This window comes from Candidatus Methylobacter favarea (genome assembly GCF_902806695.1).
In the GTDB taxonomy this organism is placed as follows: domain Bacteria; phylum Pseudomonadota; class Gammaproteobacteria; order Methylococcales; family Methylomonadaceae; genus Methylobacter_B; species Methylobacter_B favarea.
On record NZ_CADCXN010000076.1, the window covers coordinates 15,468 to 29,732 of the forward strand.

Consider the following 14,265-nt stretch of genomic DNA (forward strand, 5'->3'; position numbering starts at 1 on the left):
ATCACTTCTTGCACTCTTGGGCTCAAGGTGACTACGGCAGTGAGCTTATACAGGCTGTTCGTCAGGCTGGTGGAAATACAGGCCATGCTCTTCAGCCTCTATTTGATCCTTGCCAGGGAAATCATAGGGAGCATTATTTTTTGTGTTAATCGAGGCTCTGCGGTGAAAAGTAATATCTAGCCAGAACTTTACCTTTACCACATCCGAAGTTGTATTGGTAAATATACACATATCGTTGGCCACGGCAATATTCTTCAGAACTACTGGACTTGCATGGCCAAGGGATGCACTTAGTAGTAAATTAAGCATTCTCTATGAAGCGCATTCTCCTTTTTTGGCTCGACCAAGAGAAAGTTATCGCCATTTCTTTTTCTTTCGCGCGTGCTCTTCCATTCCTGGCCTTTCCTGGTTTTGGGACATAAGCCTTAATAGTTTCAAGCGTAGCTCCGCCAAAGGCGGTAACGAAACAGGCAAACGTCCAAAGTAGAGGTTTACACTAGAACCGCGGGCCAGGTGTTCTGCCAAACGATTTCCGCAGCTCTTGCGCTGGCTGTGTTTAGCTTATTAATCAGGTAAAAAATTTAAATAGCAGGATGAATGCTTACAAGCATGGGAGCAGGGTCATGTTCTCCACCGAATTCAATCAATTGACAATTCCAGCTTCCAGTAATTCGGTCAAGACTGTTGGTATGGAGGGCAGGATTTCATCGTTTTATGCCTTGCGCCGGTATTTCATCACCTAACCTATGTAGCTTAGGATTATTAACTACATGTGAATCAGATTTATTAAAATCCTTTATTGGCTTAAGAATAAATAAATTGTCCGCTTTTCAAACTATGCCGAAGGCACGGGGAGGAAGGGGCCAGACTGGTTACAGGAGCATCAGAAAAGGAACTTCGAATAATCGGACGGAGATGATCGGAACGGCCGATAGAGGCAGCAAGAAGCCCCAGTTAGAGGTATTTGCGAAAGTCTTTTACGTGGCGTATTGGCTGGTATGAGGAGAGGAATCGGGATGGCACAAGAGATTTTTCATGACCCTGGCGATTTGGCTGAATAAGCCGCCAAAGACACAGGCCAATCACTGGCAATTCAATTAAGGCTGCCATGTAACTCCATTTCCCGGCCTATGTGACTGCAAACAACTGTATTTGCCGGTAACAGAATTTTCTCATCTCTAAAACATTAATGACTGCATCGCAGTCGATACCACTCGACCAACCTAAATCTCAAAATTATTGAGTTTCCCGGCTAGCCCCGCAGTAAATCGCAGTAGGTCCATAGCTATGCGCCATCACTTATGCATTGGAGAATCGATGCCGAATTATCACGGGCTTGTATAGCGACAGATAAGCAGCTATTTTTTGATTAATTCGCTCGTCAACATACAAAAGCCCCGGCTGTTTCAATAACAAGCGGGGCTTTTATAAATACTTAAAGCAACAAGAGCTTTAAGGCAACACGATTACATCATGCCGCCCATGCCGCCCATACCGCCCATGCCGCCCATATCCGGCATGCCACCATGACCGCCTTTATCCTCACTAGGGGCATCAGCGATCATCACTTCTGTAGTCAGCATCAAGCCGGCAACAGACGCTGCATTTTGCAGTGCCGTACGCGTTACTTTCGCAGGATCCAAAATGCCCATCTCAATCATGTCGCCGTATTGTCCGGTCGCGGCGTTGTAACCGAAGCTGCCCTTGCCATTTTTCACTTCATTAAAGACAACGGAAGGCTCATCGCCTGCGTTTGCGACAATTTGACGCAAAGGCTCTTCTATTGCGCGGCGTAGAATGTTAATACCGACTGTCTGATCATGGTTGACGCCTTCCAGCCCAACCAGTGCAGAAAGCGCACGCACCAGGGCGGTGCCGCCACCGGCGACAACGCCTTCTTCAACCGCTGCGCGGGTTGAATGTAAGGCATCTTCGACGCGGGCTTTCTTTTCCTTCATTTCAATTTCAGTGGCCGCGCCGACCTTAATCACTGCCACACCGCCTGCCAGCTTAGCCAGACGTTCCTGCAGTTTTTCCTTGTCATAGTCAGAAGTCGCCTCTTCAGCTTGGGCGCGGATCTGGGCAACCCTGCCTTTAATTTGCGATTCGGAACCTGCGCCATCAATAATCGTGGTGTTTTCTTTAGTGATTTGGACTTTTTTCGCAGTACCCAATTGAGCTAATTCAGCTTTTTCCAGGCTCAAACCGACTTCTTCAGAAATAACGGTACCACCCGTCAGTACGGCAATATCTTCCAGCATGGCTTTACGGCGATCACCAAAACCGGGGGCTTTAACTGCCGCCACTTTAACGATGCCGCGAATGGTGTTAACAACAAGAGTTGCCAGGGCTTCGCCTTCAACATCTTCGGCGACGAGCAATAAAGGACGACCGGATTTGGCAACAGCTTCCAGAATGGGCAACATTTCGCGAATATTGGAGATCTTTTTTTCATAAATCAGAATGAGAGGATCTTCCAACTCGACACTCATGCTTTCCTGCTTATTGATGAAGTAGGGGGATAAATAACCGCGGTCAAACTGCATGCCTTCAACAACGTCTAACTGGTTGTCCAGACCTGAACCTTCTTCAACAGTAATGACGCCTTCCTTGCCGACTTTTTCCATGGCTTCGGCAATGATTTTACCGACTGACTCATCAGAGTTAGCAGAAATTGTCCCGACCTGGGCAATCGCCTTGTTATCGGTGCAAGGCGTTGCGGAAGCAACAACTGATTTAACGGCTTTGGTAACTGCCAAATCAATACCGCGTTTCAAATCCATTGGATTCATGCCGGCGGCTACCGCCTTCATGCCTTCATTTACGATAGATTGAGCCAATACAGTTGCAGTCGTGGTGCCGTCACCTGCGACATCAGAAGTTTTGGAAGCGACTTCCTTGACCATTTGGGCGCCCATGTTTTCGAATTTGTCTTTTAATTCGATTTCTTTTGCAACAGATACACCATCTTTAGTAATGGTTGGAGCGCCGAAGCTTTTATCGAGAATTGCATTGCGGCCTTTAGGACCTAAAGTGACTTTTACTGCATTTGCTAAAATATTAACGCCTCTGGCCATACGGTTGCGTGCGTCCTCACCAAATAATACGTCTTTTGCTGCCATTTTTATTTCCTAATTCGTTGGTTAAATAATTATGATTAAGTTAAAGCACATGATAAAACCAGGCTTAACCTAGAATACCCATGATATCTTCTTCACGCATCACGATAAGCTCTTCGCCGTCGATCTTGACTTCATTGCCGGAATACTTGCCAAACAGCACTTTATCCCCCACTTTAACTTCCAGTGCGCGAACATCGCCATTATCCAGCACCTTGCCCCTGCCTACCGCTAAAATCATGCCCTGACTGGGCTTTTCAGCAGCAGACCCAGGCAGTACGATGCCGCCGGGCGTGGTTGTTTCTTCTTCAACACGTTTGACTATCACTCTGTCGTGTAACGGACGTATTTTCATCAATATCTCCTAAGCATCAAAATTAAAGAATAATAAAGTTATTAGCACTCGCTAGTAATGAGTGCTAATAATAACCATGTTTTGCAGTCTGTCAAGTTTTTTGGCATTATCTCCTGCATAAAATATCCAAATAAAATGACATATGAATGACAATCAACTACTACGCTACAGTCGTCAAATCATGCTGCCTCAAATCGATATGGAGGGACAACAAAAACTCCTCGCCGCTAACTTGTTGATTATTGGCGCCGGCGGACTGGGCTCTCCGGCAGCAATCTATCTTGTTGCGGCAGGTGTTGGCAGCATGACGATTTATGATGATGACGAAGTGGACTTATCCAACTTGCAAAGACAAATTGCTCATCACACCAATGATATAGGGACTGATAAGGTAATTTCAATCCGTCAAACACTTGGCCGGTTAAATCCCGAAGTAAAGGTAAGGGCGGTCAAGCAACGATTGGCAAATGAACAACTTGAAAGTGAGGTGAGCCAGGCGGATGTTGTCCTTGACTGCAGCGATAATTTTCCAACACGTTTTGCGATTAATCGTGCCTGTGTTAAGTTTCAAACTCCGCTGGTTTCAGGCGCAGCTATTCGCTTTGAAGGTCAGGTAGCGGTATTTACGCCCGGAAAAAATAATAGCCCCTGCTATAACTGTTTGTATAACAGTGAGGGCGACGAGCAACTGAATTGTGCAACAAATGGCGTCATAGCTCCTCTCACCGGGATTATTGGCAGTATCCAGGCATTGGAAGCCCTGAAACTGATTATCGATATTGGAGAAACTTTAACCGGTCGGCTATTATTGCTGGATGCATTAGGGATGGAGTGGAATACGATGAAGCTGCGAAAAAATCCTCACTGCCCGACTTGCGGCGGCCAATAGACTTTCCGCTATTTTTAGACGAGATTTTCCCGTGTGCCAGACTACCTGGAGTCTCACCATAATCACAATCTTATTTTTGGCCACTAGACCCTTGGCAAAACCAATAGCTTTTTCCGTCATATCTTTAACAAAAGACGGACTGTCGTCATGCGTTTCAGTATCCCCAAAAGGATTACTATCTCTCTGCGTAAATTTGTAAATAACCCCATGGCGCAAACGAAAACGCTGCAAGAACTATCATCGCCAAAAATAGTAAAATAGCTGCACTCACATAACCCCTCACCAGAAATTTCCATCATGCGTGAATCAGTATTCTGGATCTGGAATAGTACTTCTTTCCTATTTAAAAATATCCGGATCAACTTATTCGATCCTCTGCTATTTAAAAATTCTCCCGTTCTATTACCACTTAACGAATTATTAACATACCCAATGGCAATCGGGAGAACATAAACCTGTAAAGCCATGGAATTCATTCATTGAGTCCTATCCAAGGTTGCTAAAAAAAATACTTCGTCGTATACTTTGAATTAGCTTACTTGATCAAGCTGGCACACATAAAAACTTTTGGAGGTCTACAATGAAATGGGAAACACCAAGCTATACAGATCTACGGTTTGGATTTGAAGTGACAATGTATATCTACAACCGTTAATAATTATTCGGTTTAGATAAAACGAGGGCTCATCAAGAGCCCTTTTTTTTGCCTCATGCCCTTTGTTCCCGTATCATTCGGATCCTATCCATTAAGTTATTTTCCAACTATGAAGATTAGAGTTCTCGGTTCAGCTGCAGGCGGCGGCTTCCCGCAATGGAACTGCAATTGCCATAATTGCCATCGCTTGCGTCACAAGGAAATGAACGGCAAAGCCCGTACCCAGTCATCCATTGCCGTGAGTACGGACAATAAAAACTGGCTACTATTTAATACCTCCCCCGATATTCGTGCGCAACTGGAAGCTTTTCCGGCTATCCAGCCTAAAGAAGGCGTTCGCGATACCGGTATTAAAGCTATTATGCTGATCGACAGCCAGATTGACCATACCACCGGACTACTCATGCTCCGGGAAGGCAAACCGTTGGATGTTTACTGTACAGACATGGTCAATCAGGACCTGACTACAGGCTTCCCCTTATTTAAAATGCTGGAAGATTACTGCACCGTCAATCATCATCCGATTCCTATCGACGGCAGCAGCTTTACCATTCCCGGCATAGATGATTTACGCTTTTATACCCAGGCCTTAAAAAGCAAGGCGCCGCCTTATTCGCCGCATCGGTATGACCCGCACGAAGGCGATAATATCGGCGTCATCATCGAACAAATCTCTACCGGCAAAAAAGTATTTTATTCTCCGGGTTTGGGAGAAATTGAACCGCATGTCATGGCCGCCATGCAAACCGTAGATTGCCTGATGGTGGACGGCACATTCTGGACTAACGATGAGATGTGCACACAAAATATCAGCTCTAAAAAAGCCCGCGAAATCGGTCACTTGCCGCAATCCGGCAAAGGCGGCATGATAGAAGTATTAAGCGGTGTCGAAAAAGCTCGCAAAATATTAATCCATATCAACAATACCAATCCGATTCTGGACGAAGATTCCGAGCAGCGTAAACTACTTGAGGCTGCCGGCATTGAAGTCGCTTACGATGGTTTGGAAATTAATTTATAGAAGGTGCATTATGAACGGCTTTGACAACCAGCCGTGGACTAGAGAAGAGTTTGAAGCCCAACTGCGAGGCATGGAAAAGTATTACCATATTCATCACCCTTATCATACACTGATGAATGAAGGCAAGCTCACCAAGGAACAACTGCAGGGCTGGGTCGCCAACCGTTTCTATTACCAGGTCAGCATCCCCATTAAAGACGCCAATATTTTAGCCAACTGTCCGGACCGCGAAACGCGGGCGCTGTGGGTCCAGCGCATCCTGGACCATGACGGCCATCCCGGTGATCCCGGCGGCATCGAGGCCTGGGTACAGCTGGGCATGGCGGTCGGCCTGACGCGCGAAGAAATCACTTCGCAAAAATACGTCCTGCCGGGCGTTCGCTTTGCCGTCGATGCTTATGTGAACTTCGCGCGCCGGGCCGAATGGCATGAAGCGGCCAGCTCATCGCTGACCGAACTGTTCGCGCCAAAAATCCATCAGCAGCGCCTCGACAACTGGCCCGAACATTACCCATGGGTGGACCAGGAAGGCTACATCTATTTCCGCAAACGCCTGACCGAAGCGCGGCGCGATGTCGAGCACGGTTTGGCAATCACGCTGGACTGGTATCATACCCGCGAACAACAGGATCGCATGGTCCAAATCCTGAAATTTAAACTGGATGTGCTCTGGACCATGGCCGATGCGATGTATATGGCTTACATTCACCATATGCCGCCTTATTTTAATGTTGGGGAATAAGCATTTGCAGTTGAGCTTCGCAACTCCGACATGATAATCCCTGGAGCATTGATGGAGTGAAAAATGGCAGCAACTTACGAAAATGACATTGTGGCATGGTCCAAAGAGCAAGCTAATCTGTTACGGTCAGGCAAGTTGTCGGCCCTGGATATAGAACACATTGCAGAGGAAATCGAGGACGTGGGTAAAAGTGAGCAACGCGAACTGGCAAGCCGTATGGCGCTACTTTTATCTCATTTGCTTAAATGGCACTACCAGCCGGAGCGTCAAAGCGGCAGCTGGCGACGAACCATTAAAGAGCAGCGCAAGGCGATTTCGCGCCGCTTAAAAAATACCCCAAGTCTCCAGCCTTCTATTAATGATCCGGAATGGCTGGAAGATGTCTGGGGCGATGCGATATCGATAACTATTAATGAAACTGGAATGGGCAGTTTCCCTGAAGTCTGTCCATGGACAAACGAAAACATACTTTCGGAAGACTGGCTGCCGTCATCGACCAACGCTGGAGAAAAATTATGAAAAGAATATTTTTGTGGACAAAACGGCTGGCAAACAGCTTTATCGTTTTGCACGGCCTTTGCCGATGAAAGCTGGGGGCAAAAAAGTGTTGTTCACCTTACCATCAAAAAAATGACCATAAACCCAAACCAACCTATCAAATTTTCTCCCATGCACCGGCTGCAATGGGAAGAAGTCCAGCAGAAAGACATTATTCTTTACCCTGAAGGCATGGTGGAGCTTAACCAGAGCTCTGCGGAAATCCTGAAATTGTGCGACGGCACGCGCAGCCTTGATCAAATCGTCAGCGAACTGGAACTGAAATTCGCCACTACCGGTCTGAAAAACGATATTACCGCTTTCCTTGAGATCGCTTTAAAAAATGGCTGGATTCAACAAAATTAAAATTACACCGCCACGCTGGTTATTGGCGGAGCTTACCTACGCCTGTCCCTTGCAGTGCCCTTATTGCTCCAATCCGGTTGATTATGCAAAATATCAAGCCGAATTAAGCACGGAAGACTGGAAGCGCGTATTGTCGCAAGCCCGAAAAATGGGCGCTGTGCAACTGGGCTTTTCCGGCGGTGAGCCTTTAACCCGCAAAGATTTGACCGAATTGGTCAAACATGCCAGAGATCTGGGCTATTATTCCAACCTGATCACCTCAGGCTACGGACTGACTGAAGAAAAAATTATCCGGCTTAAGGATGCAGGACTTGACCACATACAGATCAGCATTCAGGCCAGTACGCAAGAATTGAACGACCATATTGCGGGCACCACATCGTTCCGGCACAAAAAAGAAGTCGCCCATCTAATCAAAAAACACGGCTACCCGATGGTGTTATGTGTGGTAATACACCGGGAAAATATCCACCAGATGCCGCAAATACTGGACATGGCGGAAAACTTAAACGCCGATTATTTGGAACTGGCCAATACGCAATATTACGGCTGGGCGCATGCCAACCGCGATTTACTGCTGCCGACTAAAGAACAATTTGAAGAGGCCGAACAAACAGCCCAGGCGTTTAAAGAGAAAGTCGCCGGCAAAATGAAAATTTATTATGTCGTGCCTGATTTTTATGAAGACCGTCCCAAAGCCTGCATGAACGGCTGGGGAACTACGTTTCTTACTATTGCTCCGGACGGTGTAGCGCTACCCTGTCATTCCGCGCGTGATCTGCCCGGCCTGGATTGCCCCAGTGTCAACGAGTACAGTATTGAGGAAATCTGGAATGACTCAAAGGCATTCAACTTTTTTCGAGGCTATGAATGGATGAAGGAGCCTTGCCGCAGTTGCGATGAAAAAGAAAAAGACTTCGGCGGTTGCCGCTGCCAGGCTTACCTGTTAACCGGGGACATGTACAATGCCGATCCGGTATGCAGCAAATCGCTCGATCACTCTGTGGTCCAGCAGGCGATAGAGTCTGCAAAGATAAGCGCCACTTTATCCGCAACCGAAAAACCGCTGATATTTCGCAACAGCAAAAACTCCCGCAATATGGTCTAGGCCTGAACAGGATGACTCTTCTTCGGGCATTGGCTGACAGATAAAAGCTGTTGGATAATGACCCTGCTTACCTTGTGCCTTATGCTGCTGAGGCTCAAATGTAATGGAGAACTGAAAGCCATACCTGATTAACAATGCCCTTATATCCACTGACACGTCCATGGGTTCAATTTTGGGGAATTGAAATTATTTAATCAGGCTCCTCAGTTATGGGCGTATCGCTGGGTTCTTTATCCGGTGCGGTATCGGGCGGGTCGGTAGGCACCGTATCAGGCTCTTTCTCAGGCGCTTCGGCCGGTAAATCAGAGGCAGGTTTTTTATCGGTGTCTTTTGAGGAAGGCATATTCATTTTGTTTTCTCGGATGAGTTTCTCGTGAGATAAGAGAAAAGTGGGTAAGTTCCCAGCTAAAATCAAGATATTGCCAGCTGCATTAATGACATCACCCCATGATATCACCCTGGAACCGGATGGATTTTCGTGTTTCTTAAACTTCAACAAAATTCTGTCGGAAGGTTTATTTTTTTGCGGTTTATCTTTTCGCTTATTCTTTTGCAGCCGCGGCAGTCACTCGCCAAACAACATTTCCTACATCATCCGCTACAAGCAGAGCGCCTTGTTTGTCGATAACTACGCCTACCGGTCTTCCAAATGCCTGGCCTTTATCGCTTAGGAAACCTGTCAGTACATCTTTAGGCATACCTGAAGGTTTATGATCTTTGAAAGGCACGAAAATTACCTTGTAACCGCTGTGCGGCTTGCGGTTCCAGGAGCCGTGCAGGCCTATGAATGCGCCCCTGCGGAACTGGGTCGGCAAGGAGGTATTTTCAGAAAAGGCCAGGCCCAAGGCGGCGGTATGCGGGCCCAATGCATAATCAGGAACAATGGCTTTAGCGACTAGATCAGGCTGTTGAGGTTTCGCCCGCTCATCGATATGCTGCCCGAAATAACTGTAAGGCCAGCCGTAAAAACCGCCGTCTTTTACCGAAGTCAGGTAATCGGGAACCAGATCGCTGCCGATTTCATCGCGTTCGTTGACTACTGTCCAGAGTGAACCGCTAGAAGGCTCCCATCCCAGACCATTGGGATTGCGCAGACCGGATCCAAAAATGCGGGAAGTGCCGCGTTTCGGGTCCACCTCCAAAATAGCCGCGCGGCCACTCTCTTTATCCATGCCATTTTCCGCAACATTGCTGTTTGAGCCTATCGTCACATAAAGTCGGGCGCCATCCCGGCTGGCAATAAGATTTTTGGTCCAATGATGATTAATGGGACCTGCCGGCAGGTCTGTTATTTTATTTCCCGATTGGGTAATCCGGGTTTCACCTTCGACATATGGAAAGCGCATCACTGCATCCGTGTTGGCCACATAAAAGTCTTTGCCCACTAATGCCATGCCGAAAGGTGAATTGAGTTTTTCCAGAAACACAGACCGGGTTTCCGCAATCCCGTCTTTATCGGAATCACGTAGCAGCGTTATGCGATTAGCACTGGGTTCAGCGGCTCCGGCATTTTCCATAAACTGTTTGACTAGCCAGCCTTTAATGCCTTTTGTATCTTCAGGTTTGGGCGGAGCGTTGGTTTCGGCGACCAGTATATCGCCGTTCGGCAGCACATACAGCCAGCGGGGATGATCGAGGCGGTCAGCAAAAGCGGCCACTTTAGTCCCTGGTGCAGGCACAGGTTTTTTATTTGCAGGCCAACCTTTAGCAGGGGCAATATTTACCGTCGGAATCAAGGTCGGGTTGGGCGGTGGTAACTGCGGATCAGGTCCCATGCCAGCTTCGACCGGCAACTGGGCTACATCGGCGCGGGCAGTCAGGCTTAGGGGTATTAAAGCAATCAGTAACAGGTATTTTATATGCATAACGCTTCTCCTGGATAAGCCCGCAAAGGCAGCCTCATCGATTATGAATTAATGCGGCAAATTGGCTCCAGATAGTTATAAAGTTTTTGGTAAGCGGCGAGTCATTATCTGCTGTTCAGTTGCTATTCTTTCACAGAAAGCCAGTTGCCCGCATCGATTTCTTCAGCCGCTAGGATAAAAGGTCTTTTTATGAAAACAACGGTAGACTTTAAAAAAATCCATGTCGGCCGAACCAGGTGCCGGTAATTTAAAAGTGACTCGATATTGTTGGCTGATCTACACCTGATTTTTCCTTGGCTTCGCTGATAACAGTGCTCATACTCTTCACCGGCATGGGCCGTGCCCTGAGGCAGCAGTATGCCGTCATCCGGCGATCTGGAATGCAGAACTTTATTCATAAATTCTTTGCAGAAATAATTGTCCCCTGCCCTTAAAAATCAATAGATGAACCGCGCGCTATTTCAGGCTTCTTGCCTGAGTAATAGGCCGGGTCTAATATCTGTAACTCACTGGTGTTCATCAACAATATCAATAAGTTCATTATATATGGACAAGATTTAAGATTAAGCTGATAGGTATTTTAATAATCAGATGGATGAACAGGAAAAATAATTAGGCACTGCTTCGTTATGTCAGGCTGTCAGACAATAAAAAACCGCTTGGCCTTACTATCGGACAGATAAAAACCAAGCGGATCTGAATAATGCTGTAACGAAACGTAATATAACTAGGTTTAAACTACGCCTCGTTTAACTATCTCCATTTAGTAATATACCGGCTCTACTCATTCTTTAAAATCCGCAAAAACATTTATAGAATATAAACTTTGGGTTTATAAAATAACTGCAATGGATAAACTGAATAATATGCAGGTGTTTTGCCGTATCGTTGAATTGGGCTCTTTTGCGGCAGTAGCCCGCGAGATGCATTTTTCGGCAATGATGATAAGCAAATATATGGCTCAGCTGGAAGACTCCCTCGGCGTTGCCTTATTGAACAGAACCACACGGCAAATCAGCCTTACCGAAGCAGGAGAAGTTTATTATTACCGCAGCAAACAGCTTTTGGATGATTTCTCGGAACTTGACGAATACACCTCGCAGTTGGGACGGCATGTAAAAGGCACATTAAAAATCAATGCCCCTATTGATTTTGGCGGCATCTACATGGTGCCTGCCATCGATGCTTATCAGCGTGAATATCCGGAAGTTAAAATTCTGATGACGCTGCTAAATAGTCACGTTAATTTAATTCAAGGCAGTGTTGATCTGGCTATTTTAGTAACGGATACCCTTGAGCTGGGAGTGGTTGCCAGAAAAATTGCCGAAACCAGATTGGGTACCTATGCTTCGCCCGGCTATATAGCCAAATACGGTAAACCCGAACATATCGATCAATTAAAATTTCACCGGTGTCTGCATTATGTTGATACGCCGCATAAAGATTATTGGATATTCAGGGTGAATGGGGAGGAAATTAAAATCAAAGCCAACTGGCATTTCGCTTCAAATAATGGCAGGGCATTATGCCAGGCCGCCGCTTTAGGCATGGGTATAACGCAGGCGCCTGAAATATCGGTTGCCAACTATTTGGCAGAAGGAAAGTTAATAGAGATATTGCAGAATTATCGCATTCCATTACTGGCTATTTATGCCACTTATCTGCAAAGACGCTTTTTACCGGCCAAGCTGACTACCTTTGTTAATTTTTTAATTAAATACTTTGCCGAAAAAACAGGGATAAAGTAAGGCCTTAAATAACAAAACCTATTTAATGCAAAATAATCGGGTTAAATAAAACCCTGGCAAGGTGTAATGAGCGCAGTCTCGAAGAACTCAGGAAAATCGTTCATGGAACCACAGAAATCCTTGTGAGCAAAAGCAGTTTTTCAGCCTTGAAATTGCATAAGTAGACATGAAAATGGGTTATACCGGAGCCAGAATTTATAGGGTACCCGTCAATATGCCACTTTAATCCTGCGTCCTAACGCGAAAGCCTGGATTTTAGCGCCTGTCTTTGGATCAGAGCAGGATTGCGCTCCGGAGCGCTGCATGAGCCAGTTTTGATCATGCCCAAGCCTTATTCCTAAGATTTAGGCGGTCATGCGGTCGAAGCAGTTGCCGCGAGCAATACCGTGCAGGCCGTGGCTTTGCAATACAAGGTCAGGTCGGCCTTTGTCTGCCAAATGCACGCCTTATGGACTTACGATAAGCTTGGGCAACTCATCGGTAAGCTGTTGAATAAGTTTCAGGCTGATGGGCGCCTCAACCTCTTCAGGCATTCAGGTTATGTTTGTACATCATAGATAAATGCTCTAGCCCTATTCCTATTTTCACCTTTAACGCTTTAGCGGCTGAAGATGAACCCGTTTTCTAAGGCATTTATGATGGCTACCAGTAAGAAATGAACGGCTGCGCTGTTCACAATTACAAAGCGGCTAGGTCCTCACTAAGGTCGAGGCAATATTGTCGGAAGGCGGACTGGCATGGGCATTACGGTCCGCCTCGAACATGCGAGGTCGCCAGATAAATCTCGCAAATGAAATTGAGCAACGCCGCAATCAGGCAGAACATGGCCGCAACAAATAAGGAGGCTATAACCGCCATATTAAAAGCAATAAATGAGCCCAGAAACAATACCGCGACAACAGAACAAATCAGCAGCAGACAGGTTGTGCATAGGCCAATCGCCCAATGGATCAGGCGGCCTCGCTGCTTCAAGGATTTTAGCTCAGACTGAATAGCCTGACTTGCTTCAACAGACTGCAAAGATCTGCCGTGCAAAATCCGCGATCTGTCAATAATGCGGCCTAAACGGGTAGTCAGCACCGACAAGATACTGGCAACACCGGTTAGCAAAAACACCGGCGCCACGGCAAGCTGAATGGCATGGGCAATAGTGGTGACAGGAAGTTCTGTAATCATTAACATCTTATGTTGAAGTAAATCATCAAGTCAGTCATGATTACTTATTAAATTTGCCTTGCTCTATACAGGGATGAGGTATAGTCGCCAAGCCTGCGATTGGCCGCGTTCCGCCTCCGCATAGGCCTGTTGTTTACTGGCGGCTATGGTTTTTTATACAGAAAACCCAGCTTCAACGCAGAAACTTAGCCAGGGGCGGATTGAATGCTCAATGCAGCTTCGATTTCTAGCGAGCTTTGCAGTGCCTTCAAGGTCATCGAACGATATTGCGATAACTGTGCCGCGAGGGCCCCGGCACAGGCTGACATGATTGCCCTTACCCGGTTGGATAGGCTTGCCGCGCCCGCAATTGCTCTGGCAGCATAACTGGTGCACTTTAGAGAAAACCCTGGCTGACTTGAAATAAGGGGCTGGCTTGGCGGCTCGTTTAATCGGTTTCACTGCCTGCGCGACCACAGCCGTAAATCATCAAAATAAGGGTGAGGCATGATGAAATTTTATTTCCCTATGAATCGCCATTCTATGAAAAGGGCCATGCTGATTAATAGAGAATTGCTCTAGTTTTCCTGGGTGAAGCTCATTTGCCTTCTTCATCTAAAGCTGAAAGACCGGCTTGTCCCAGAAGACTCGCTCTCATTTTGACAGGCATTTCAGCGCCAGGCGATTTTCCAGCTAAACGCTGGA

General features: G+C 46.6%; 15 protein-coding genes. 8 read left to right on the forward strand and 7 right to left on the reverse strand.

The features are described from left to right. Positions 1–45 precede the first annotated feature (45 nt). The 3 genes from HUX64_RS11990 to HUX64_RS12000 all read right to left on the reverse strand — a co-directional run bounded on the left by HUX64_RS11990 (position 46) and on the right by HUX64_RS12000 (position 3,474). Positions 46–309 (reverse strand): hypothetical protein, encoded by a 264-nt coding sequence (locus HUX64_RS11990; protein ID WP_174626466.1) that lies wholly within the window; start codon positions 307–309, stop codon positions 46–48. Between the two features lie 1,157 nt (positions 310–1,466). Next, positions 1,467–3,122: a chaperonin GroEL gene (groL, locus tag HUX64_RS11995; protein ID WP_174626467.1), complete on the reverse strand. Its 1,656-nt coding sequence runs from the start codon at positions 3,120–3,122 to the stop codon at positions 1,467–1,469. A gap of 64 nt (positions 3,123–3,186) precedes the next feature. Further along, the gene (locus HUX64_RS12000; RefSeq protein WP_174626468.1) at positions 3,187–3,474 is read right to left on the reverse strand and encodes a co-chaperone GroES; all 288 of its coding nucleotides are present in this window, start codon (positions 3,472–3,474) and stop codon (positions 3,187–3,189) included. A gap of 142 nt (positions 3,475–3,616) precedes the next feature. On the opposite strand from HUX64_RS12000, the gene HUX64_RS12005 reads away from it, so the two are divergent. From HUX64_RS12005 to pqqE, 7 genes are all read left to right on the forward strand, one after another. Continuing rightward, on the forward strand, positions 3,617–4,363 hold the full coding sequence (locus tag HUX64_RS12005) for a HesA/MoeB/ThiF family protein (protein WP_174626469.1): 747 nt from the start codon (positions 3,617–3,619) through the stop codon (positions 4,361–4,363). Between the two features lie 580 nt (positions 4,364–4,943). Beyond that, a complete protein-coding gene (gene pqqA / locus HUX64_RS12010) occupies positions 4,944–5,018 on the forward strand; it encodes a pyrroloquinoline quinone precursor peptide PqqA (protein WP_006892363.1) in 75 nt (24 codons plus the stop codon). A 109-nt stretch (positions 5,019–5,127) separates the two neighbouring features. Beyond that, a complete protein-coding gene (gene pqqB, locus HUX64_RS12015; RefSeq protein ID WP_174626470.1) occupies positions 5,128–6,039 on the forward strand; it encodes a pyrroloquinoline quinone biosynthesis protein PqqB in 912 nt (303 codons plus the stop codon). A gap of 10 nt (positions 6,040–6,049) precedes the next feature. Next, positions 6,050–6,781, forward strand: a complete 732-nt coding sequence (gene pqqC, locus HUX64_RS12020) for a pyrroloquinoline-quinone synthase PqqC (protein WP_174626471.1) — start codon at positions 6,050–6,052, stop codon at positions 6,779–6,781. 63 nt (positions 6,782–6,844) lie between these two features. Next, positions 6,845–7,300: a DUF29 domain-containing protein gene (locus tag HUX64_RS12025; protein WP_174626472.1), complete on the forward strand. Its 456-nt coding sequence runs from the start codon at positions 6,845–6,847 to the stop codon at positions 7,298–7,300. A gap of 111 nt (positions 7,301–7,411) precedes the next feature. Then, positions 7,412–7,684, forward strand: coding sequence for a pyrroloquinoline quinone biosynthesis peptide chaperone PqqD (pqqD, locus tag HUX64_RS12030; protein ID WP_174626473.1), 273 nt, complete (start codon positions 7,412–7,414; stop codon positions 7,682–7,684). Next, positions 7,662–8,792 (forward strand): pyrroloquinoline quinone biosynthesis protein PqqE, encoded by a 1,131-nt coding sequence (gene pqqE / locus HUX64_RS12035; RefSeq protein WP_174626474.1) that lies wholly within the window; start codon positions 7,662–7,664, stop codon positions 8,790–8,792. The genes pqqD and pqqE overlap by 23 nt, the downstream gene beginning before the upstream one ends. Before the next feature lie 190 nt (positions 8,793–8,982). Here pqqE and HUX64_RS12040 read toward each other — a convergent pair whose 3' ends face one another. The 3 genes from HUX64_RS12040 to HUX64_RS12050 all read right to left on the reverse strand — a co-directional run bounded on the left by HUX64_RS12040 (position 8,983) and on the right by HUX64_RS12050 (position 11,055). Further along, on the reverse strand, positions 8,983–9,141 hold the full coding sequence (locus HUX64_RS12040; RefSeq protein ID WP_174626475.1) for a hypothetical protein: 159 nt from the start codon (positions 9,139–9,141) through the stop codon (positions 8,983–8,985). 193 nt (positions 9,142–9,334) lie between these two features. Next, positions 9,335–10,657, reverse strand: a complete 1,323-nt coding sequence (locus HUX64_RS12045; RefSeq protein WP_174626476.1) for a PQQ-dependent sugar dehydrogenase — start codon at positions 10,655–10,657, stop codon at positions 9,335–9,337. 122 nt (positions 10,658–10,779) lie between these two features. Beyond that, positions 10,780–11,055, reverse strand: a complete 276-nt coding sequence (locus tag HUX64_RS12050) for a hypothetical protein (protein WP_174626477.1) — start codon at positions 11,053–11,055, stop codon at positions 10,780–10,782. Between the two features lie 450 nt (positions 11,056–11,505). Between HUX64_RS12050 and HUX64_RS12055 the strand changes: the two genes are divergently transcribed. Then, positions 11,506–12,405 carry a LysR family transcriptional regulator gene (locus HUX64_RS12055; protein ID WP_174626478.1) on the forward strand — a complete coding sequence of 300 codons (900 nt, stop codon included), beginning with the start codon at positions 11,506–11,508 and terminating at the stop codon, positions 12,403–12,405. A gap of 744 nt (positions 12,406–13,149) precedes the next feature. Here HUX64_RS12055 and HUX64_RS12060 read toward each other — a convergent pair. After that, positions 13,150–13,581 carry a DUF2721 domain-containing protein gene (locus tag HUX64_RS12060; RefSeq protein WP_174626479.1) on the reverse strand — a complete coding sequence of 144 codons (432 nt, stop codon included), beginning with the start codon at positions 13,579–13,581 and terminating at the stop codon, positions 13,150–13,152. Between the last annotated feature and the right edge of the window lie 684 nt (positions 13,582–14,265).

What these genes read in the sequence shown, in the direction of transcription:
- HUX64_RS12005 (WP_174626469.1), top strand. Translation starts at nt 3,617, where the DNA reads ATGAATGACAATCAACTACTACGCTACAGTCGTCAAATCATGCTGCCT.
- HUX64_RS12050 (WP_174626477.1), bottom strand. Translation starts at nt 11,055, where the DNA reads ATGAATAAAGTTCTGCATTCCAGATCGCCGGATGACGGCATACTGCTG.
- HUX64_RS12045 (WP_174626476.1), bottom strand. Translation starts at nt 10,657, where the DNA reads ATGCATATAAAATACCTGTTACTGATTGCTTTAATACCCCTAAGCCTG.
- pqqE (WP_174626474.1), top strand. Translation starts at nt 7,662, where the DNA reads ATGGCTGGATTCAACAAAATTAAAATTACACCGCCACGCTGGTTATTG.
- groL (WP_174626467.1), bottom strand. Translation starts at nt 3,122, where the DNA reads ATGGCAGCAAAAGACGTATTATTTGGTGAGGACGCACGCAACCGTATG.
- HUX64_RS12060 (WP_174626479.1), bottom strand. Translation starts at nt 13,581, where the DNA reads ATGATTACAGAACTTCCTGTCACCACTATTGCCCATGCCATTCAGCTT.
- pqqD (WP_174626473.1), top strand. Translation starts at nt 7,412, where the DNA reads ATGACCATAAACCCAAACCAACCTATCAAATTTTCTCCCATGCACCGG.
- HUX64_RS12055 (WP_174626478.1), top strand. Translation starts at nt 11,506, where the DNA reads ATGGATAAACTGAATAATATGCAGGTGTTTTGCCGTATCGTTGAATTG.
- HUX64_RS12040 (WP_174626475.1), bottom strand. Translation starts at nt 9,141, where the DNA reads ATGAATATGCCTTCCTCAAAAGACACCGATAAAAAACCTGCCTCTGAT.
- HUX64_RS12000 (WP_174626468.1), bottom strand. Translation starts at nt 3,474, where the DNA reads ATGAAAATACGTCCGTTACACGACAGAGTGATAGTCAAACGTGTTGAA.
- pqqC (WP_174626471.1), top strand. Translation starts at nt 6,050, where the DNA reads ATGAACGGCTTTGACAACCAGCCGTGGACTAGAGAAGAGTTTGAAGCC.
- HUX64_RS11990 (WP_174626466.1), bottom strand. Translation starts at nt 309, where the DNA reads ATGCTTAATTTACTACTAAGTGCATCCCTTGGCCATGCAAGTCCAGTA.
- pqqB (WP_174626470.1), top strand. Translation starts at nt 5,128, where the DNA reads ATGAAGATTAGAGTTCTCGGTTCAGCTGCAGGCGGCGGCTTCCCGCAA.
- HUX64_RS12025 (WP_174626472.1), top strand. Translation starts at nt 6,845, where the DNA reads ATGGCAGCAACTTACGAAAATGACATTGTGGCATGGTCCAAAGAGCAA.